The 20633-nt window shown below is 74.9% G+C and carries 14 protein-coding genes, 2 tRNA genes and 1 riboswitch; of the genes, 7 read left to right on the forward strand and 9 right to left on the reverse strand.

What is annotated here, in order from left to right; genetic code table 11:
- The first annotated feature begins 302 nt into the window (after positions 1-302).
- Positions 303-376, forward strand: a tRNA-Lys gene (locus tag PZB77_RS16655).
- 118 nt (positions 377-494) lie between these two features.
- Here PZB77_RS16655 and PZB77_RS16660 read toward each other — a convergent pair.
- The 3 genes from PZB77_RS16660 to PZB77_RS16670 form a co-directional block, all read right to left on the reverse strand.
- Positions 495-746, reverse strand: coding sequence for a hypothetical protein (locus PZB77_RS16660; RefSeq protein ID WP_275493387.1), 252 nt, complete (start codon positions 744-746; stop codon positions 495-497).
- Positions 747-1162: 416 nt separating this feature from the next.
- Positions 1163-2005: a hypothetical protein gene (locus tag PZB77_RS16665; protein ID WP_275493388.1), complete on the reverse strand. Its 843-nt coding sequence runs from the start codon at positions 2003-2005 to the stop codon at positions 1163-1165.
- Positions 2006-2303: 298 nt separating this feature from the next.
- On the reverse strand, positions 2304-2645 hold the full coding sequence (locus PZB77_RS16670; RefSeq protein ID WP_275493389.1) for a hypothetical protein: 342 nt from the start codon (positions 2643-2645) through the stop codon (positions 2304-2306).
- Positions 2646-2825: 180 nt separating this feature from the next.
- Between PZB77_RS16670 and PZB77_RS16675 the strand changes: the two genes are divergently transcribed.
- The gene (locus PZB77_RS16675; RefSeq protein ID WP_275493390.1) at positions 2826-3587 is read left to right on the forward strand and encodes a GntR family transcriptional regulator; all 762 of its coding nucleotides are present in this window, start codon (positions 2826-2828) and stop codon (positions 3585-3587) included.
- 185 nt (positions 3588-3772) lie between these two features.
- On the opposite strand, the gene PZB77_RS16680 is transcribed toward PZB77_RS16675, so the two are convergent.
- Complete coding sequence (locus tag PZB77_RS16680) at positions 3773-4207, reverse strand: hypothetical protein (protein ID WP_275493391.1); 435 nt, start codon at positions 4205-4207, stop codon at positions 3773-3775.
- A 489-nt stretch (positions 4208-4696) separates the two neighbouring features.
- Here PZB77_RS16680 and PZB77_RS16685 point away from each other — a divergent pair.
- From PZB77_RS16685 to PZB77_RS16700, 4 genes are all read left to right on the forward strand, one after another.
- Positions 4697-4770 (forward strand) — tRNA-Met (locus PZB77_RS16685).
- Positions 4771-5221: 451 nt separating this feature from the next.
- A complete protein-coding gene (locus tag PZB77_RS16690) occupies positions 5222-6379 on the forward strand; it encodes a PP2C family protein-serine/threonine phosphatase (RefSeq protein ID WP_275493392.1) in 1158 nt (385 codons plus the stop codon).
- 312 nt (positions 6380-6691) lie between these two features.
- A riboswitch (cyclic di-AMP (ydaO/yuaA leader) is annotated at positions 6692-6844 on the forward strand.
- An 11-nt stretch (positions 6845-6855) separates the two neighbouring features.
- The gene (locus tag PZB77_RS16695; protein ID WP_275493393.1) at positions 6856-7929 is read left to right on the forward strand and encodes a M23 family metallopeptidase; all 1074 of its coding nucleotides are present in this window, start codon (positions 6856-6858) and stop codon (positions 7927-7929) included.
- Between the two features lie 265 nt (positions 7930-8194).
- Complete coding sequence (locus tag PZB77_RS16700) at positions 8195-9142, forward strand: aldo/keto reductase (protein WP_275493394.1); 948 nt, start codon at positions 8195-8197, stop codon at positions 9140-9142.
- Positions 9143-9181: 39 nt separating this feature from the next.
- Here the strand turns inward: PZB77_RS16700 and PZB77_RS16705 are convergent, their stop codons facing one another.
- From PZB77_RS16705 to PZB77_RS16720, 4 genes are all read right to left on the reverse strand, one after another.
- Positions 9182-10750, reverse strand: coding sequence for a PrsW family glutamic-type intramembrane protease (locus tag PZB77_RS16705; protein ID WP_275493395.1), 1569 nt, complete (start codon positions 10748-10750; stop codon positions 9182-9184).
- A gap of 72 nt (positions 10751-10822) precedes the next feature.
- Complete coding sequence (gene trmB / locus PZB77_RS16710; protein ID WP_275493396.1) at positions 10823-11749, reverse strand: tRNA (guanosine(46)-N7)-methyltransferase TrmB; 927 nt, start codon at positions 11747-11749, stop codon at positions 10823-10825.
- Positions 11742-13043 carry an L-2-hydroxyglutarate oxidase gene (lhgO, locus tag PZB77_RS16715; RefSeq protein WP_275493397.1) on the reverse strand — a complete coding sequence of 434 codons (1302 nt, stop codon included), beginning with the start codon at positions 13041-13043 and terminating at the stop codon, positions 11742-11744. The genes trmB and lhgO overlap by 8 nt, the downstream gene beginning before the upstream one ends.
- A 133-nt stretch (positions 13044-13176) precedes the next feature.
- Positions 13177-14712 (reverse strand): sporulation protein, encoded by a 1536-nt coding sequence (locus PZB77_RS16720; protein ID WP_275493398.1) that lies wholly within the window; start codon positions 14710-14712, stop codon positions 13177-13179.
- A gap of 1077 nt (positions 14713-15789) precedes the next feature.
- Here PZB77_RS16720 and PZB77_RS16725 point away from each other — a divergent pair.
- Complete coding sequence (locus PZB77_RS16725; protein WP_275493399.1) at positions 15790-17931, forward strand: asparagine synthase-related protein; 2142 nt, start codon at positions 15790-15792, stop codon at positions 17929-17931.
- Between the two features lie 168 nt (positions 17932-18099).
- Here PZB77_RS16725 and PZB77_RS16730 read toward each other — a convergent pair whose 3' ends face one another.
- Positions 18100-20328, reverse strand: coding sequence for a sigma-70 family RNA polymerase sigma factor (locus PZB77_RS16730; protein ID WP_275493400.1), 2229 nt, complete (start codon positions 20326-20328; stop codon positions 18100-18102).
- Between the last annotated feature and the right edge of the window lie 305 nt (positions 20329-20633).

A 20633-nucleotide genomic window follows, 5' to 3' on the forward strand; every position in this document is an offset into this window, starting at 1 on the left:
CCGGTCGTCCACGACCTGACGGCTTCCTGAGCCGTTGACCGTCCACCAGGGCCCGTACGACACCGCGAGGTGTCGTACGGGCCCTGGTGCGTGTCCGGGCCCGCACGGTGCCTCCGGCGACCGTGCCCCCGGCCGGCGGGTGGCGCGGCCCGCTTCGGCCGGCCCCTTCCGCCTGCTCACGAGGCCGCGATCCACCGCCCCATGACCACCCGACGGCCCGGCTGCCCGGCACGACGGACCCTGACGGGATACCGGCTCGGCTCGCGGGTTCGGGCGGGCTATGCTCGTGGGTGATCCGGTAAGGGCCGTTAGCTCAATTGGTCAGAGCAGCGGACTTTTAATCCGTTGGTTGTGGGTTCGAGTCCCACACGGCCTACCGATCGCAGGGCGGGGAGACCTCCTCGGACCTGCTGCGAAGCGCCCCGATCGGCTCCGGCCCGCCGGGGCGCTTCGTCGCTACCGGCCGCGTGCGCGCGCGAGGGCCGCGTTGACGGTCATGCCGGGGCGCCCGGGTGGGCCTTCGACTGCAAGCGCGAGGCGGCGTCCGCCCAGAGCGGCATGCCGAAGACTCCGGCGACGGCTCCGTCCTCGTACCAACCGGTGCCGGACAGCCAGACCTCCAGCCACTCGGCGAGGCTGCCCGCGTCCACGAACCAGGCTCCGGACAGGTCCTGGTCGCGGATCGCGTTCGGTTCGAAGAGCAGGACGGCAGCGTCCTCGCTCAGGCAGTCGACCGCGGCGACCATGGCGCAGCCCCAGTCCAGGACGGGTACGACCCCCCCGGGGCCAGGACCACCAAGTGTCCGCGTCGGCGGGCGGAAGGCGATCGAGATAGCTCTCCACCACGGTGGTTTCGTCGTCGGACCCGGGCGCGGGTGTGAGCGACAGCAGGGATTCCTCCGGGCCGAATCCCCCGTTGCCCACCTGCCGGTACAGCGCGGCGAGGTGGGGGTGGAGCCGGAATCCGAGCCGGTTCTCCGCGGCCGTCAGTTGGAGGGCGGTGAGGGGTGTCTGGAGGCGTTCGCTCTTCGCGGCCTCGGCCGCGACCCGTCCGAGCAGATCGTCGAAGTCGTTCATGCGGCCCATCCTCGCCGCTCGGCCGTCGCCCCCACGGTCGGAGGGTCCGGCGGAGGGGTCCGTCGGGTCGGCCGAGCGCGTCCCCTCAGCCGAGGATGCCCATTCCGCCGGCCTCGGCCTCCGTTGCGGTGCCCGGGACGGTGACCTCGACGGGGCGGCCGAGGTCGGTGAGGGTCAGCGTGCTGACGGACGTGGCGGCGCCCTCGATCCGCAGCGACATCCGGATCCGCGTGGCGCGCCCGTGCCCGTCCACCCACACGTCGACGGGTACCGGGATCTCGCCGCCCACCATCTGGCGCAGCGTCTTCGCGGTCGTCAGCGACTCCTCGGACATCTCCAGCGTCAGGGCCTCGAAGGGGAGCCGGCCGCGGTAGTGCGTGGTCGGCGTGGAGCCCGTCTTCTCCTCGCCGGCCGCACGGAAGTCCGTGCCCATGGCGGCCTGCCGCAGCGTGTACTCGGGGTCGTTGGCGGGAGACCGGAGGATGTGCTGGGCTTCGAGGTCGTCCCGGTCGACGACGGACCACCCCCTCGTCCCGCTCCCTGCCGTGCCCCGCAGATAGACCTTCCCGTCGGCGAAGACCTCGTCGAAGCGGGCCGCCGACGCCGGCTCGACGTCTGTGGTGCCCCGGTGGTGGACGAAGTCGTGCGCGCCGCCGCCGGATATGACGTAGGTGGCGTCGGCGCCCGTGCCCAACTCCGTGCGGTGCGCGGTGCGTGCCGTGGTGCGGCCGGTCGCCTCGACGGCGGCGAGGACGAGCCGCGTGGGGTCGCTCTCCGGCGTGGGGGAGACGCTCTTCGCCGGGTTGATCGGGTCCGCCACACTCGCCCGCTCCGTCGCGCCCGCGCTCTCGGTGGAGGAGGACGTGCCGCAACCGCCCGCGAGCAGCGCGGTGCAGACGAAGGCGAGGGAGAGGGCACGGCGCAGCAAGGAGGGCTCCGGATCGTCAGGGGTGGGGCGCGCCCCCTGAGGCGGCGGGCCGGCGTGGTCCGCAGCCTACGTACCTGTGAGTCACCTGTGCGCCGTCGGGGCCCGCTCCGTACTCACCGCTCGTCGGCGAGCGCCTTCCGGAGGCGGTGGCCGCGGCTGTGCGCCGGGGGTCTGTACTCCGGAGCGCCCGGGGGGTGGGCGTACGCGTCGGGGCGGGCGCCGGAGGCGGAGTGGCCCTCGGACGTGATCACGGCAGATCCGCTGATGGTGCGGTCGCAGTCGACGCAGATGAGGGGGATCACTGGCGGGCCGCCCGCCACGCGCGGCTGAGACGGTCCGCGATCGCGCACTCCGCGCGGTCCGAGCGGCAGGCCGCGCATTCCGAGGTGTGGGTGATCAGGGTGCGGTACTCGGTGTCCCCGGGGGCGCCGGGGTCGGCCGGTTCTGCCATGTCGGTGCTCTTCCGTGTCGGGGCGGGATGGTCGATCTCGGCCCACACCCGGGCGATGCCGTCGGCACCGACCTCGTGGCCGAAGCGGTCACCGTGCGCCAGCGTCATGAGGATCGTGCTGTGGAGAGCGTTGCTCAGCGGAGAGGGGAGCGGGGCCTCCACCCGGACGGCGCCGGGTGCGCGTGTCACGCGTGGCTCGGTACCTGTCGCGGCGGCGAGCATGCCCGCGAGGGCGGCGACGCGCGGCGGTACGGAGGGCATGGCTCTCCCCTGGGTGATTGCCTCACACTTCGTGAAGCTGAATATTCAGCTTCGACCTGATGGGTTAGCTTTGTCAATGTCCGACTTCCACTGCTGGGAGCTGTGCATATGCCTCGCGACACCCCTTACCTCCAGGTGGCCGACGCTCTCCGCGACCGCATTCGGGCGGGCGAGTGGGCGGTGGGTGACAAGTTGCCGAGCCGGGCCCGGATCGCCGAGGAGTACGAGGTCGGCGCCTCCGTCGCGCAGCGCGCCATGGAACGGCTCACCATCGAGGGCATCCTCGAAGGCCGCTCCGGATCCGGTACCTACGTCCGCCGGCCGCGTGAGCGCCGGCGCATGATCCGCACCAGGCGTCCCGAGCACCGCGGTGCCTCGCCCTACCGTGCCGTCCTCAACCACCAGGACCACGAGGGGACGTGGGAATCGCGCTCCTCCGCGCGGACTCCCGCGCCCGAGCGCATCGCGAGGCGGCTGGAGATCGAGCCCGGCGACCTCTGCGTCGTCACCGACTACGAGTTCCTCGCCGACGGTCTCCCCGTCCAGCTCTCCCGCAGCTGGGAGCCGATGGCGATCACCGGCGAGACTCCGGTCGTGCTCCCCGAGATGGGTCCGCACGCCGGGATCGGTGTCGTCGAGCGGATGCGGTCGATCGGCGTGCTCGTCGAACGGGCCGTCGAGATCCCGCGCCCCGCCCGCGCGACGCAGGAGCAGGCGAATCTCCTCGGTATCAGCATCGGCGGCCTGATCACCGAAGTGGAGCGCACCTTCTACGACGTCGACGGCCGCCCGGTCGAGACCGCCGACATCGTCGTGCCGGACGTGCGGTGGGAGATCGCGTACGAGTTCGCCGTCCAGCGACGGGAGTAGGGGCGCGAAAGCACCGGCTCCCCTGCGACGGGGAGCGGGGCTGTGACAGGGCTCGGATCCGCACCCGGCCGGGGTCGGCGTGGCGCCGTACCGTCCGGACGCGACGGCGCCTCCGTCCTGTCTGCCGGATGGCAGGACGGGGGCGCCGGTGGTGGCGGGAGGGGACCGGAGCCGGGCCGGCCGGCTCAGGCGCCGGTCGGGGCCTTGGTGCCGGCGGTCCCGGCGCCGTCCGCGGCCCCACTGGCCTCGGCGGCCTCGGCCGTCTCGGGGGCGGCCTCCCCGGCCTCGGGGGCGGTCGTCGGCCGAGGCGCGTCGGCCGGCGCGGTGGCGGGTGCGGCGGCGGTTGCGGCTGCCGCCCGGGCCGCCGACGCGGCCTTGCTCTGGTAGACCATCAGCCCGATGAACCCGGCGAGGAAGCCGCTGATCAGGCCGGATATCGCGTTGTTCAGGGCGTTGGTGCCCTCGCCGTCCGGCATGCCGATGACGAAGTAGACCACCAGCGCGCTCATCAGGGCCCCGGCGAGGCCCCCGATGATCGCGCTCCCCGCCGAGGTACGTACCCGGGCCCCCAGCGACGGCTCCGACGGGGTGGAAGGGGCGGGAGTGAGCGGCGCGGTCATGGTGGAGTCCTCCGGGGGCGGGCTGCGGTGCGGGACCGGGGGCGCGTGGCCGACACCGGGGCAGGGCGAATCCGCCACCTCGGGGGCACATGTCCTCACGGGCAGCCCGCCGGTACCGGGGGATGCAGCCATATCCTTGGCCAGAAGAGGACGCCTGGCAACTACCTGACGTAAAAACAGCGTTGCATCAGTGGCTGCGATGTTTTGCCCCGAACTGCGCCTCGCCCCCCGTGGGATGACGTGCCCTCGCCGGAAGGCGAACCCGATCGGTGTGCTGCGGCGGGTGGTTGTGGTTCGTTCGGCCACGCTCTCGGCCGCATCCTCGGGCCCGCGCCCGGCCGCCCCGTGGTCGTCGCTTCATGCCGTCCGCGCGCCCGGCCGGCGCACGTGAGGGCGACGGCCGGCCGGGCCTGTCGGTCCGGGGAGGCGCCGGTCGTACGCCGGGTGGTCAGGAGCTCGTCCGGGATGCCGTACAGTTGTGTTCATCGACGCGGGGTGGAGCAGCTCGGTAGCTCGCTGGGCTCATAACCCAGAGGTCGCAGGTTCAAATCCTGTCCCCGCTACTGAAGGCCCGGGCCCGGCACGCACAGCGTGCCGGGCCCGAGTCGTTTCCCCGGACGCGTGGGGCCGCCCGTTCGCTCGGCGGCGCGTTCTCGCTCCTCCGACGGGACGGCGTAACGATCTGCCGCGCCAGGCATGAACCGGTCCCTCCGGGAAATTATTCGCACGCCCGGACGGTCGACGCCGTGTCGGCGAACGCGTGGGCGAGCCGGGGGTGAGGATCGGGGTGAACGCTCCGGTGCTTCCGTACGCGGTGCGCCGGCGCACGCGGCGCGGAGAGCACCCGTCCGGCCGAGTGGGTGGGCGTACTCCGGCGGTGGGGCGCTCGGCGGTGAGCCACACGCTCCCCCCAATGGACGACGGTGAGTCGCCGCTCGGCGCGGCTCGGGGCGGTCCGGGCGGGGCGCGGTAGGTTCCGCTGCCGTGGCGGGACAGGGCAGGAGAAGCGCACAGGTGGGGAAACGGCAGTACGAACGTGGCGGAGCCGCCGGGGATGTGAGTGCGCGGCGGTTCGTGCGGGTTCTGCCTGCCCTGCTCGTCGTGGGCGGGCTCGTCTTCGACATCGCCTCACCGCCCCGGTTCACCGCGGTGCCGCTCTTCGTCGCCGCTCCGCTGATCGCCGCGCCGTTCGCCTCCCGGGCCGGCACCGTCCGGGTCGGGGTGGTCTCGCTCGCCGCCGTCATCGCGATGCGGGTGTACGTGGGCACCCTCGGCGACATCGTGCCGATCATCGAGACGCTCACCGTGCTCACCGCGGCGGTGCTGGCGCTCGTCATCAACGGGGTCGTACGGCGCGGCAACGAACAACTCGCCTCCGCCCGGATCATCGCGGAGACCGCCATGCGCGCGGTGCTGCCCGTGCCGGCCGACCGGATCGGCGGCCTGCACGTCGCCGCACGGTACGAGGCGGCGCAGGCGGACGAGTACGTCGGCGGAGACCTCTTCGCCGTCGCCGACACCCCGTACGGCGTGCGGCTCGTCCTGGGCGACGTGCGCGGCAAGGGACTCGACGCGGTCGAGGCGGTGGCGGTGATCATCGGGGCGTTCCGGGAGGCCGCCGAGCAGGAACGGTCACTGGAGGGGGTGGCGCAGCGGCTGGAGCGCGCGCTCGCCCGGGACGCGGCGCGGCGCGGAGGGCTGGACCCGGTGGAGGGTTTCGTCACCGCGGTGCTCGCCGAGATCCCGCCCGGCTCCGCGACCGTACGGATCGTCAACCGGGGCCACCCCGAACCCCTGCTGCTGCACCCGGCGGGCGCGCTGGACGTGCTGCGGCCCCGTACGCCCGCGCTGCCGCTCGGCATGGCGCTGGGGGTCTGGCCGGACCAGGCGGACGAGTGGGACCTCCCCCCGGGCGCGACACTGCTGGCCTACACGGACGGGCTCTCCGAAGCGCGGGACAGGGCGGGCGTGTTCTACGACCCGGCGGAGCGGCTGCGCGGCCGGATCTTCCCCGGGCCCGAGGAACTGCTCTCGGCGCTCACCGACGACGTCCGGCTGCACACCGGTGGCCGCTCGACGGACGACCTCGCGCTGCTCGCGGTCGCCCGGCCGGCGGAGGACCAGCCGGAGCGCAGGACCACCGTGCCGATCGTGGGCCGGGGCAACGGCTGACGCCGTGACGTGGGCGTGGACACCGGTGGGGACAAGGGGCCCGGCCCGGGGTGGTTCCGTGCACCTCGGGAGGATCAGGGACGGGGCGACGGACCGTAGCGGGGTGGTGCCGCTCGATAACATATGACGCACCGTCAGAAAATCCGGGTTGCGGGACTGGGTCGCAAGTCGCCCCGATGGGGGCTGATATGCCCAGGTAAATGCCGTCCCTCAGTGGGGATGATCAAGGGGAACGGCTTGGAATCGAAGCCGTGTGTCTATTAACGTTCGATAACGCAGCGCGGTCGTCCCAGCCGTCGTCCCAGACGGCGCCGTGCGCGAGCGCCGAATTCCGCAAGGGAACCGGGGAACCACTACTTGGGGTGAATCGGACACCTGTGTCTCGTGAGAGACGTCAGGCGCCCGTAGGAGACCTTCCTGCTCCGAACCCGTCAGCTAACCCGGTAGGCGAGAAGGAAGGAAAGGAGTGCGCCCACGTGGCGTCCAATCAGCCTGCCCCCGAGGCCCCGTCACCCTTCATTCCCCGCGACGGCTCCGGTGCCCCCGGGGACGCCGGCGCGGCGTGGGAGGGGGAATGGAACCCCACCGAGGACTCCCTCCGGCCCGTGCGCGGCCGACACCGGGTGGCCAAGCAGCGGGGTCTCGCGCGTAGCTCCACCGTCCTCGGCGTCGGTGTCCTCGCGGCCGTCGGCGCGGGAGGCATGGCCACCGCGCAGAGCAAACCGCCGGTCTCCCTCTCTCTTCCCGATTCGCTCACGGACAATCTTCCGGACGCCAAGTCCCTTCCCGGGCTGGGCGCTCTGATCACCGCGGTCGGGTCCGGCGGCTCCGACGCCCACGCCGCCCCCGTACCCGTGGCGGCGGCCGCGCCGTTCACCACGGCCGGGCTCACCGCCGAGGAGACCCAGCAGGGGGCCACCGACGCGGGCGAGGCACTGCGCGCCCGCATCCTCCAGCAGGCCGAGCAGCAGCAGTCAGCCGCCGACGCGGACGCGAAGGCGGCCGAGGAGGCGGCGGCCGCCGCCAAGGCCGAGGCCGAGGCGAAGAAGCAGCGGGACGACGCCACGGCCAAGGCCGCGGCGGAGAAGAAGGCGGCCGAGGAGGCCGCAGCACAGAAAGCCGAAGCGGAGAGACTCGCCAAGCTCGCCGCCAGTTACGCGGTCCCCACCTCCTCGTACACGATCACCTCCACCTTCGGGCAGGCCGGCACGATGTGGGCCTCCGGGCAGCACACCGGCCTCGACTTCGCCGCCCCGACCGGCACCCCGGTCAAGGCCGTGCACGGCGGCACCGTCAAGTCGGCGGGCTGGTCGGGTTCGTACGGGTACCGCACGGTCCTGGAGCTCGCCGACGGTACGGAGATCTGGTACTGCCACCAGTCCTCCATGGACGTCGTCGTCGGCCAGCAGGTCTCCACGGGCGACACCATCGGCCGTGTCGGAGCCACCGGCAACGTCACCGGGCCGCACCTCCACCTCGAAGTCCACACCCCCGACGGCACCAGCATCGACCCGATGGCCTGGCTGACCGGCAAGGGCCTCACGATCTGACACCCCGGGGCGGGCGCCGTCGGGGCGCCCGCACCCGTCCGCGGGGGCGCCGGCCCCGGGCCCCCGGCCGCAGGCCCGGCCGACCGCCGCACTCCGCGGTCCACCCGGACCCCGGCAGCCCCGACGCTCCCCCCGGCGTCAGGGCTGCCGGTCTTCCCCCGCCGGTCGCCGCCGGGGCCCGCGCCCGCGCGGACCGCCCGGACGTCACCCGTACGCACGACCGGGAACCGGAATAGGGGCTCCCGTCCACGGGGTTGCACCCCCTATGACTTCTTCTCTCCGCACGCTCGGCACGTCAGGTCTCCGGGTCTTCCCGCTCGCCCTCGGCGGCAACGTCTTCGGCTGGACCGCCGACGAGGCCCAGTCCTTCGCGGTCCTCGACGCCTACGCGGCGGCCGGCGGCAACTTCGTCGACACGGCCGACGCCTACTCGTCCTGGGCCCCCGGCAACCAGGGCGGCGAGTCGGAGACCCTCATCGGAAAGTGGCTCAGGGCCCGCGGCAACCGCGCGGACGTCGTCGTCGCCACGAAGGTCGGTGCCCACCCCGAGTACCGGGGTCTCGCCCCCGCCACCGTCAAGGGCGCCGTGGAGGAGTCCCTGCGGCGGCTCGGTACCGACCACATCGACCTCTACTACACGCACTTCGACGACGAGAGCGTGCCGGTGGAGGAGATCATCACCGCCCTCGACCAGTTGGTGAAGGAGGGCAAGGTCCGCGAGATCGGTGCCTCCAACATCAGCCCCGCCCGTCTGCGGGCCTCGCTCGACTTCTCCGAGCGCGAAGGGCTCGCCCGGTACGTCGCCCTCCAGCCGCAGTACAACCTGGTCTCCCGCGACACCTACGAGGGTCCGGCGCAGGACCTCAGCGCCGAGGCCGGCCTCGGCGCCGTCCCGTACTCCGCGCTGGCCTCGGGCTTCCTCACCGGCAAGTACCGGCCCGGCGCGCGCGTGGAGAGTGCCCGCGCCGAGAAGGCCGGGGCGTACCTGGAGTCCGAGCGGGGCCAGAAGGTGCTGAGCGCGCTCGACGCCGTCGCCGAAGCGCGGGGCACCAAGATCGCCACCGTCGCGCTGGCCTGGCTGGCGTCCCGCCCGACGGTCGTGGCGCCGATCGCCTCGGCCCGTACGCCGGAGCAGCTGCCCGAGCTCCTCGCGGTCGCGGACCTGGTGCTCAGTGACGAGGAGGCGGACCGGCTCACCGCCGCCTCCGCCTGAGCGGTCCGAGCGGCCGCTGCCGGAGACACGGGTCCGGGGTCACTGCGGAGGGTGCAGGTAGGGGTTGTGACCGTCGTACCGCTGGTGCGGAGGCGGCTCCTGCGGCGCCGGTGCGTGGGCCGGCCGCCCGTCGCCGTACGGGGCCGTCGTCCCGGTTCCGTAGGGGGACAAGGGCGGCCGGGCGCCGGGCGGGACGGCCCAGGGCTGCGGCGGGCGGGGCGCGTGGGCTCGGTGTACCGCGTGTGACGCGTGGGCTCCGTAGCCGTACGGTGCGGCCGCGGGGCGGCGGACGACGGGGCGGTGGACACTGCGGGCCGCGTGGGTCAGGGCGGGGGCCGCGATGTTCCGGCGCTCCCAGAGGTGGTGCAGCAACTCCTGCTCGCGGGCCGCGAAGTCGGCGCCCACCGTGCCGCGCCGGGCGTCCCGGCGCAGTGCGGCGAGGGAGGTCGCGAACGACTCGTACTCGGCGACCGCACGGGCCGCCGCCCGCCCCCTGGCCCGGTCCGCGCCGCCGTGCCAGTGCCGCGCCAGGTCGCGGGCCATCCCCCGCGCGCGCATCGAGGCGAGCGCGAGCGGTTCGGCCGGGGTGAGCCAGCCCGCCACCGCGTACGCCGGGAACTCGGCGGCGAGCGTCCGCAGCTCCCGCTGCCGCGACCAGAGGGCCAGCCAGGTCAGCAGCCCGAACGCGGGCATCATGACGACGCCGTAGACCAGGTAGAAGCCGTACGGTCCGAGGACCGCCGAGCCGTTCCACAGCGCGTGCATGCTCATCGCGAGCACCAGACCCAGCAGCGGAAGCACGACCCGGCGGACCCGCCGCCGGCGGCCGGTGGCGGCGAACCCGAATCCGATGCCCGTCAGGACGGTGAACACCGGGTGCGCGAAGGGCGACAGGACGATCCGCACGAAGAAGGTGCCGACCGTCAGGGACGCGATGCCCACCGTCCCCAACTGCCGGTCCTCACCGAACGCGTTGCCGAGGTAGAGGATGTTCTCGGTGAACGCGAAGCCGGTCGCGGTGAAGCCCGCCACCACGATCCCGTCGACGATTCCGCTGAACTCGCGCCTGCGGAACAGGAAGATCATCAGCACGGCGGCGCCCTTGGCGCTCTCCTCGACGATCGGGGCGACGACGGTCGCCCCCAGCGTGTCGGCCCCGGTGGGGTCCGCCGTGGCGACCGCGATCCAGTGCGTCGCGAAGGAGTTGGCGATGATCGCGACCAGCGCCGCCGCGCAGGAACCCCAGGCGAAGGAGAACAGGAGGTTCCGCCAGGGCGCCGGTTCCACCCGGTCCAGCCAGCGGAACGCGGTCATCAGCAGCGGCACCGGCAGCACGGCGAGCCCGAGACCGACGAGGAACCCTTCCGTCCCGGTCTCCTCCCGGACGAGCGCCAGGATGAGCAGCCCGCAGATCGCCAGCGTGACGATCACCGCCCCCGCGCGGAACGCCCTGCTGCGCCATATCAGCCCGACGCGGCGGGGGCGGTAGCGCCACTGACCGCGCTCGGGGACGGCACCCAGGATCTCCCCGATCCGTCGCTCTTCGAGCACGGGGACGGCGGGTTGGGGATGCGGGGGCTGTAGGTGCTGCTCGGACCCGGCGGACATGGTCCGACCCTAACGAGCGGGACCGACAACTGACCAGGAGGTTCCGGGCCGGGCGGCGGCCCCGCGCCGCTCTCAGACCCGGGTGAAGAGGAGGTCGTGGACGGCGTGGCCCTTGTCGAGGCCCTGCCCCTCGAACCGGGTCAGCGGCCGGAACGCGGGGCGCGGGGCGTAACCGCCGTCCGCCTGCGTGTTCTCGAACCGGGGGTGCGCGGAGAGCACCTCCAGCATCTGCTCGGCGTACGGCTCCCAGTCGGTCGCGCAGTGGACCACCGCACCCGGCTTCATCCGCCCCGACACCAGGTCCAGGAAGTCCGGCTGGATCAGCCGCCGCTTGTGGTGACGGCTCTTGGGCCAGGGGTCGGGGAAGTACACCCGGAGCCCGTCGAGGGACTCGGGCTTCAGCATCTCGCGCAGCAGGATGATCGCGTCGCCGTTGGCGACCCGCACGTTCTCGGAACCGGCCTGCTCGGCGAGGCGGAGGAGGTTGCCCTGGCCGGGGGTGTGCACGTCGACGGCGAGGATGCCCGTGCCCGGGTCGTCCGCCGCCATCTGGGCCGTGGCCTCGCCCATACCGAAACCGATCTCCAGCACCACCGGCAGGCCGTCGAAGATCTGGTCGAGATCCAGCACGCGCAGGCCGTCGATGTCGAAGCCCCACAGAGGCCAGAGGCGTTCGAGGGCGTCCTGCTGGCCGATGGTGACCCGGCTGCGGCGCGGCTGGAAGCTCCGGATCCGGCGCTCGTGGTGCGAGCCGGCCGGGTCGGCGGCGGGGCCGCCGGGGAAGCGCGGCTCCTGGCGCAGCCTGCGCTGCCGGTCGAAGGAGGCGGCCCGCCGGGCGGCGGCGTCCGCGGCTTCCGCTTCCGCCGCGGCCTCCGCGCTCCGTGCGGGGTCCGCCGGCTGTGCGGCCGTCCGCTTTGGGGAGTGCGCGGCGGTGTGCGCGCTGGGGGCCTCGGCAGGCGCGCCGGGCTCCGTGCTGGGGTTCAGGGGCTGCTCAGACACAATGCCCCGATTCTACGGCGGGCGGCCTCCACCCCGCCCCCTGTGCCAGGGCCATGGCCCGTCGGGCGATCTCGCGGCCCACGGGCAGCGCCGTGGCGAACGCGGCGTCCGCGGGGGTGTGAAGGACGTGCACGGTGTGCGGAGCTTCCCGGATCAGGAAATCCTCGACCGGTGTGCCGTCACCGTGCACCGCCTGGGCCCGCACACCGGGGTGCACCGGACACAGATCGGCCTCGCTCACGTCGGGCAGCAGCCGCCGCAGGGCGGCCGCGACCGCCGCCCGCGCGGCGGGGTCCGGGGCGGCACGCTCCGCCCGCTCGGGACCGGCTCCCGGCAGGTGTGCGTCGCCGCGGCCGTACCCTCCCCGCCGCCGGGCGGTCCGCCAGGAGGCCGGCCGGGTCAGCACGGAGAACAGGCCGGGAGGACCGCCGCTCGCGGGACGCCCGGACGCCGTCGCGCCGACCGGCCCCACGAGGACCGTGCCGTCGACCGACCGCAGGACGCCCGGGATCGGCCGCACCCCGGCGTACGGGTGCTCGGGCGCCGGCACCGGGTGGACCACCCCGCGCACCAGCGCGGGCCCGCGCAGCTCGTAGTACGTGTCCCGGACCGGCACGACGCGCACGCCGGGTTCGTCGCCGGCGAGCCGCGCCACCCGGTCGCTCCGCGGACCCGCGGCGTTGACCAGGGCCCGGGCGCGGACGACCGTCCCGTCCGTGGTGCGGGCGGCGACACCCCACGGCCGCCGGTCCACCGCGGTCACCCGCGCGGCGCACCGTACGACCGATCCGGCGGCGGAGACCTCGCCGGCGAGCGCCGCGAGGACCCCGGCCGCGTCGCACACCCCGGTGGTGGAGACCCGGATCGCCGCCTGCCCGCGCACCCGCGGTTCGTACCGCGCGATCTGCGCCGGGCCCAGCTCGCGCACCGGCAGCCCGTGCTCCCGGCCGCGCTGCGCGAGGGCGTGCAGCCGGGGGAGGTCGGCGCGGTCCGTCGCCACGATCAGCTTGCCGGTGACGGTGTGGGCGATGCCGTGCCGTGCGCAGAAGTCGGTCATCTCCCCGCCGCCGCGCGCGGCGAAACGGGCGGTGAGGGAGCTCCGCCGCTGGTGGACGCCGCTGTGGATCAGCCCGCCGTCCGGGCGCGTGAGGTGGTGGGCGGGGCTCGACGCCTCCTCCAGCACGGTGACCCGGGTGCCCGGCGCGGCCCGCGTCAGCGCGTACGCCGTCGACAGACCGACGATCCCGCCGCCGATCACCAGCACGTCGCAGTCGTACTCCGCGTGTGTCCGCATCACGCCACCTCCCACCCCGATAGTGCACTGACCCGCTGACAACCGGGTCAAACCCAGAACCGGGCGGGGACGTGGCGGGCGCTCCGGCGGCCGGGAGTGTGCCCGGCGCCCCGGCGGGTCCGTGACGGGGCCGTCAGGCGGGCGCGACCAGCAGCGGCCGGGCCCGCTCGCGCAGCTCGACGACGCGCGGCTCGTCCCCGTACGGTTCGAGGCGGTGCAGCAGGTCGCGGACGTATTCGGTGGTCCGGGCGGAGGAGATCCGCCCCGCGACCTCCACCGCGCGGGTGCCGGCGGCGCAGGCCGCGTCGAGGTTGCCCGATTCCAGTTCGGCCACGGCGGAGACGACCAGCCGCAGACCGTGCGAGCGGACGAAATCGTCGGTGGGCCGGGAGAGCGCGAGCTCGGTGAACCTGCGCACCTGGCGGGGGGCCTTGAGGTCGCGGTAGCACTCGGCGGCGTCGGCGGCGAACCGGTCGTAGGAGTAGAAGCCGAGCCACGACGGGTCGGCGTCCCCCGGACGGGACCGCTCCAGCCAGCTCTCCGCCCCCCGGAGCGCCGCCCCGGCCGCCGGGGCGTCCCCCGCCTTGGCGTGGGCGCGCGCCTCCACCAGCCGGAAGAAGCTCAAGGTCCGGGCCGTCGCGAGCCCCCGGTTGCGCTCGACCGCCGCCTGCGCGAGGTCGACCCCCTCGTCGGCGAAGCCCCGGTAGGTGGCCTGGAGCGACATCGAGGCGAGGACGTAACCGCCGAGCGGGACGTCCGCGGCGGCGCGGGCGAGCCGCAGCGCCTGGATGTAGTACCGCTGGGCGGCTTCCTGCTGACCGGTGTCGAACGCCATCCACCCGGCCAGCCGGGTCAGTTCGGCCGCGGCGCCGAAGAGCGCACGCCCCACCTCGTCGCTGTACGAACCGAGCAGCAGGGGCGCGGCGTCGACGCGTAAACACTCCGGCACCATCGACGAACGCCAGTCCCCGCCGCCGTACTTGGAGTCCCAGCGGCGCGCGTCCTGGGCGGCCTCGCGCAGCTTGGCGACATCGCTGTGACCGACCCGGAGCGGCGAGGCGTCGGCCACCGACTCGGGCCCCGGCTGCACGGGGACGCTCCCGGGGAGCACCGGGCCGCCCGGCGGCGGACCCGCGCCGGGGGCCGGCCGACCGCTCCCCGGACCGTCGAGGAGCGCGGTCCGCGCCGCGGCGGAGTCCCGGGCGACCGAGGGGTCGACGGGTGTTATCAGCCAGCGCGAGGCGGGCGTCGCATAGGCACTGACCGCGAACGATCCCGCCAACGACTGCCAGATGCCGTTGCCGCCGCGCCGCCCGGCGAGATCCAGGCGGTACAGCTCCGTCGCGGAGCGCACGGCCTCCGCGACGTCGCGCGGGAAGGCGAGGCCGACCTCCGGCGCCGGGTCGGCGTCGGCGAGGCCGATCTCGTGCAGCGGCACCGGCCGGCCGAGCTTGGCCCCGATCGCGGCGGCGATGAGGTGGGGTGCCGCGCCCTGCGGCACCATCCCCTTGGCCACCCACCGGGCCACCGAGGTCTTGTCGTAGCGAAGCGTCAGACCGCGCTGTGCTCCGAGGTCGTTGACCCGCCGGGCGAGCCCGGCATTGCTGATTCCCGCGAGGGCGAGAACCGTGCCGAGCTTCTCGTTCGGCCCGCGTTGCTCCCTGGACATGGCCACCCCTCGACACACAGACAGCCGCCGCGTCACCGGGGGCGGTGTGCGGCATTCGTACCGTGTTCTCCCCGCGGCGGGCTCCCGGGGCCAGGCGCACACGCAGGTGGCCGAACCCCGTGGAATATGCCGCCGTGCTGAGACCATCGGTAAACCCAGCGTAGTTCTCCGCATCCCTACCGTTAAGGGGCATGGGTCCGGATGGCGGGATTGTGGCCCGCGCCCGGGCTCGCCCGGAGACCCGGCGGGGGGACGGCGGGGGCGGGGCCCGGTGCCGGACGTGCCCCGGCCGTGTGGCCGTGCGCCCGGCCGTGCGCTCTCGCCGGAGCGGTGTCGAAGCGCTTCCATGGAGCCTGCGTGGGTCGGCCCGCCGCCCTGGACTCGGCGGGCTGGGGGACACTGCCGCCCCATTCCCCGCGGGCGGCGGACCGGCCCGGGAGGTGCGCGCCATCTCCCGGGCCGAGCGCTGCGCGGACGCCGCCGGGCGGTACGCCGGCACGGAACGCGCGGGGGCCGTGCCGGAGGGGGCGCCGCGCGCAGGGCGCCGGACGGGCCCGGGACGCGTCCGGGCACGGGAGCCCGAGCGGAGCGACGCCGTGGCGGAGCATGGGAAGAATGGCCGAATATCGACGGCGACCGTTCCGCCCCAATTCACCGCGAGAGCGCTCCTCGGGTGGCCTGAATACGTCTGATGGGCGTGGGTGCACACCGGCGCCGACGCCGAAAGGGGCGCGGACGGCGTGGGTGCGAAGGGCGACGGAACGACCCTCGCCCGGGTATGACGGAACGTCCCTCGCCCGGGTATGGGGGTGTCACGGGACCATGGGGGCGCCACGGCACCGTGGGGGTGCACCTGCTCGCTGTGGGGGTGCGCCTGCTCGCTCCAACGAGCGGAACCTGTCGTTCCGTTGACGGGTCGGTCCGTCCGCGGCCGTCGGGGCCCATGCCAGGGGCGCATGCTCTTCCGGCGTGCGCCGCGCGTACCCCCTCCCGTCCGCGACAGTCGTGGCAGCATGTCCCGCAGCGGCGGCGCGGCGGACCATGCGCGCCGCCAGTCCACAGCCCGTGGAGGCGGCGATGCGTTGGTTGGTGGGGTGGAGCAGTGTCGCCGCGAGCTTCGGCACGGCGGGCGCCGTCGGCGCGGCCGGAGAGGGGCGCACGGTCCACCCGGTGGGATCCCAACTCCTGTGGGACGATCCCGATCCCCTGTGGGCGGTCGGCGACTGGCGGCCCGACGAGATCCGGCTCATCGACGCGGCGACGACGGTCGGCGCGCCCACCACCCGGCTCGCGGTGCTCGGTTGCTGCGGAGCGACCGACGAACAACTCCGCGTCGGCCTCCTCTCCGCACGCGGCGGCGCCCTGCGCCACCTCACCGCCTGGCCGGGCAGTTACACGGTCGTCGTGCGGACCGGACGGCGCGTCACCGTCGCCGGGGACCTCGCCGGCGCCCGTCCCGTCTTCCACACCCCCTGGGCCGGCGGCACCGCGTACGCCACCGCCGCACTGCCCCTCGCCGACCTGATCGAGGCCCAGCTCGACATCGGGCACCTGGCCGCCCTGCTGGCCTGCCCCGACACCCCGGAGGCGCTCGGCGACGGCACTCCCTACGGCGGGGTGAAGCGGGTGCCGCCCGGCCACGCGCTCATCCTCCGCGAGGGTTCCCGCGAGGTCACCGGCTACGAGCCGGTCGCCTCCCTCGCCGTCGCCGCCCCGCAGGTCGACCCCGTCCACGCCGTGGAGGGCGTACGGGACGCCCTCGTCGAAGCCGTACGCGCCCGGCTCACCGCGCCGCGCCACGCCCCGGAGGCCGGACCGCAGGACCCCGGGCCCGTGCCCGGGATGGGGCCCGCCGACCGACGGGCGGCGCGCGGCCGGGGACCGGTCCCCGGCATCGGCGCCGACCTCTCCGGCGGCAGCGCCTCCGCGACCCTGGCGCTCCTCGCCGCAGGACTCCCCGGCCTCCCCGGTACGGTCCTCGGCCACGGCACCGGCGCGGGGGAACGGCTCCTCGCCGTCACCTTCAACGACCTCACCACCCGCGGCAACGAGGACGAACTCGCCCGCGCCCGCGCCATCGCCGCCAACCCGCGTCTGCACCAGGTGGTGGTCCCCGCCGGTGAGGAAGCCCTCCCGTACGCGGACCTCTCGGTGGAGAACGGGGTGATCACCGACGAGCCGGCGCCCTCCCTCGTCGTCGCCGAACGCCACCGGCGCCGTCTCGCCGCCGGCAGCGCCGACCACCTGGTCGGGTACGGCGCCCGGCAGGTCCTCGACGCCCACCCGGCGCGACTGGCCGACCTCCTCATGGACCGCCGCCGTCGCGATCTGGTGCGGCCCGTCGCCGCGCTCACCCGCGCCGAAGGTGCCTCGGCGCACTCGCTGTGGGTACCCCTGACGGTCTACCGGGCCGCACGCCGACTGGCCCGCACCTCCTACCGCAGCGGCCTGGAGGCCGCCGCCGGAATGCTGCCCGAGGCCAACCGGTACGCCGGCGGTCCGGACCGTCCCGGCCACGGCGGCACCCCCGCCGACGCCTCGCTGGCAGCTCTCGCCTGGTCCCGGCCGGGGCCCGCCGCCCGCTGGCTCACCGGCGAGGCGCTCGCCCAGGTGTCGGTCCGGCTGCGGGAGGCGGCGGTCCGCCCCGCCACCGCCCAGCGCCCGGGCCAGGCCCGGGCGGGGGCGGCCCTCGCCCGTGCCGCCGCCGATCACCGCATCCTGGAGCAGGCCGCCGACATCCGCAGCCAGCGGCTGCACGCGCCCTTCCTCGACAACCAGGTCGTCCGGGCCGCCCGCGCCCTGCCCGAGTCGCTCCGGGTCCAGCCGGGCGCGCGCGCCGCGATCCTGCGCCGGGTCCTGGCGGGTGCGGGCATCCACGACCTGCCCGCCGGCTGGGGAGTCCCGTCACCGGCGCGGTCGGCGGCGGCGACCCGCACCGGACTGCGCCTGGCCCTGCCCGAGTTGATGGACCTGTTCGATGCGCCGCTCCTCGCCGACGCCGGACTGATCGAGGCCCGGGTGGTGCGCAAGGCGTTGCGCGCGGCCGCCGAGGGGGAACCACTGCCGCTCGACGGGCTCGCGGACCTCGCCTCCACGGAACTCTGGCTCCGCCGGCTGATGGGCCGCCGGGGCACTTGCTGGACCGGCACGGCGGCACCGCGCAGCCGCGCCGTCGCGGGCGGCGTCCTCCCGGTCGCCCGCCGCTCGCTCCAGGCGTAAGGGCGGGGCGGACCGGGTCGGCTCTCGTCCGGGCGGGCTCTCGTCCGGGTCGGCTCTCGTCCGGAAGGGCTCTCGTCCGGGTGGGCTCTCGCCCGGGGAGCCGAGGTCCGGGGCGGCGGTCCCGGGCAGCGGCCCCGGCGTCCGCGTGCGGAAGGGCGGTGGGTTCCGCTACGCGCAGGTGAACCGGGAATCGGCCCAGTCTCCCATCGTCGCCCCGCCGAAAGGCCGTACGGGCTCGACGACCAGCCGGACCGTCGTCCGCCCCTCCAACGCCACGCTCACCGGTACGGCCGGGGAGCCGCCCCGCACGATCCCGGAGCGCCACAGCACCCCGCCCTCTCCCGCGTGCACGGAGAAACGCACCGCGCCCAGGCCGAGGGCCAGATCGTCGATGCCCGCCATCGCCTCGTAACGGGTGCAGCGGCCGTCCAGCCGGATGACCACCGACGAAGAGCCGCCCACCGTCACCCCGTGCGCGTATGGGACGGAGGCGATCGACAGGTGGTGGCGCTGCCAGATCGGGCTGCTCCTGTGGAGCCGCACCGCGGGGACCGTGCCATCCCCCAGGAGGTCGTAGCCGAGCTCGCTGAACAGGTGGACCTCCCGCGCCGGAATCTCCGGTGCGGGCTCCCCGGTCGAGGTGGGCAGGGGGGCCGGGGCGGGCGGCTCCTCGGCCGGCGGGACGGCAACGGGCCTGGCGGGGGCGGGCGTAGGGAGGTCGGGCGTGCGGGGAGCGGGTGCGGCGGAGGGCGTCGGTACGGGCGGGGAGGGCGGGGGCTTCGGTGCGGCCGTCGGGGACGGCCCCGGCGTCGGGACCTGTGGCGGCACGGGTGCCGGCGTCGGAGCGGGCGGCACCGGCACAGGAGCGGCCGAGGGGACCGTGGTCGCCGCCACCGGAGGCCTGGCCACCGGCGCCGCCCCCTCGTCGCCGGCCAGGGCCCACACCAGACCGGCGGCCGCCGCGATGGCCACCGCGGCCGCGACACCCACCTTCACGGGGGCACCGAGACCTTCCGCGACGGCGCCCCCGGCGGCCGAACCACCGCCCGCGCCCCCGGTGGCGGTGCCCCCGGCCGTCGCGCCGCTCGCCGCGGTCGTGCCCGTGGCCGCGCCGGTTCCGGTCGCCGCAGCCGCTCCCGCGCCGGCCACGCCCAGGGTGGAGCCCGCCACGACGCCCGCCGCCTCGAGCGAGTACGCGGTGGCGAACCAGCCGATGACGGCGACCGGCAGGAGCGCCGGAATGCCCGCGTTGACCTGCTGCAACTCGCCCGCTGCCACGCGGCACTGGGCGCAGCCCTCCAGGTGCTTGCGGAGTCCGCGCTCCGCCCGTGTCCGCAGGCCGCCCCGGGCGTAGGCGCCGAGCCGGTCGGCGTACCGGGCGCAGTCCCCGCCCGCCACCAGGGCCTGGCTGACGTGCTCCTGGAGGTATGCCTGCTTGAGCCCTTCGCGGGCCCTTCCCGCGAGAACCGCCGTGGCGTTGGCGGAGAGACCGAAGAGCGGGGCGACCTCGCTCGGTGATTCCTTCTCCACGGTGGTGTGCCAGAGGACGGCCTGCCAGCGCTCGGGAAGGCTGCGGAACGCCCGCAGCGCCATGGACTGTTCGGCCTCGTGCATCGCGCGGACGTCGGCACCCGGATCGAGGGTGTCGTCCTCGGACAGCTCCGACGTACGGGTCGCCCGGTCGGCGAAGACCGCGAAGTCGTCGACCAGGTGCTCGCGCCTGGCGCTCTTCGTCCACACGGCGGCGACGTGCCGGACCGCCGTCATCAGGTAGGCGCGGACGGCCTCTTCGGGCCCCTTTCCACCGCGTACCGCCTGGAGGGTCCGGGCGAACACCTCGGCCGTCAGGTCCTCCGCGGTGTGCGCGTCCCGGCAGCAGGATCGGGCGTAGCGCCGGACGGCGCCGGAATGGCGCCGGAACAGTTCCTCGTACGCCCGGTCGTCACCGGAGCGCATACCCCTGATCAACTCGGCGTCCGACACGGTGAGACCGGCCGGGACCCCGCGCCCCGACCGCTGCGAGGGTACGGACCAGGGCCCCGGTAACACCGTCCCCTCGCTTCCCTCCGCAGGAGCCGTCCTCGCGGACGTCTCGGCACCGGGCGTCTGCGGACCCCGCTCGTCGTCCTGCCCTTCGCGCGCGGAGGGCGTGCCGGCGCCGGCAGGTGTCGTCCTCGCACCACTTTGCGGAGGGACCTGCTCCGGGCGCGGCACGGAGGCGGCGCAGCCGTCGGCGCCGGTACCGTCCGTGGCGCCGGCGGCAGCTTCTCCGGCCTGGTTCCCTGCCCCGGCCACAGTTTCGGCCCGGGTACCGGGCGCCCGCCCGGAGTCGTCGTCGGTGGCGCCGCCGGTCGCCGGGCCGATGAGCGGTTCGTCCCGTGTGCCGTCACCGCTCATCGCGGAAGCCCCCGTACCTGCCGTGACCCCAATTCCGGGCAACACTGCCACAGGGCCCGTGCACCACGGGCTGCTTCAGCCCTCCTTCCACTCGTCCGGGGTGCCCGACCGAAAGAGAGCGCGAGACGTCATCCGAACGGGAGGGGAGAGACCGTCCTCCCCGGGACCGTCCTCCCCGGGACCGGGTCTCCCCGGTACCGGTTCCCCGGGCCGGACCCGCCCGACGACCGACCGCCCGTCGTGGGGCACCTCCGCCCCCCGACCGGCGCACCGCCCGGCCGCGCCCCCGTGCCGTCGGTCCCCTC

The organism is Streptomyces sp. AM 2-1-1 (genome assembly GCF_029167645.1).
In the GTDB taxonomy this organism is placed as follows: domain Bacteria; phylum Actinomycetota; class Actinomycetes; order Streptomycetales; family Streptomycetaceae; genus Streptomyces.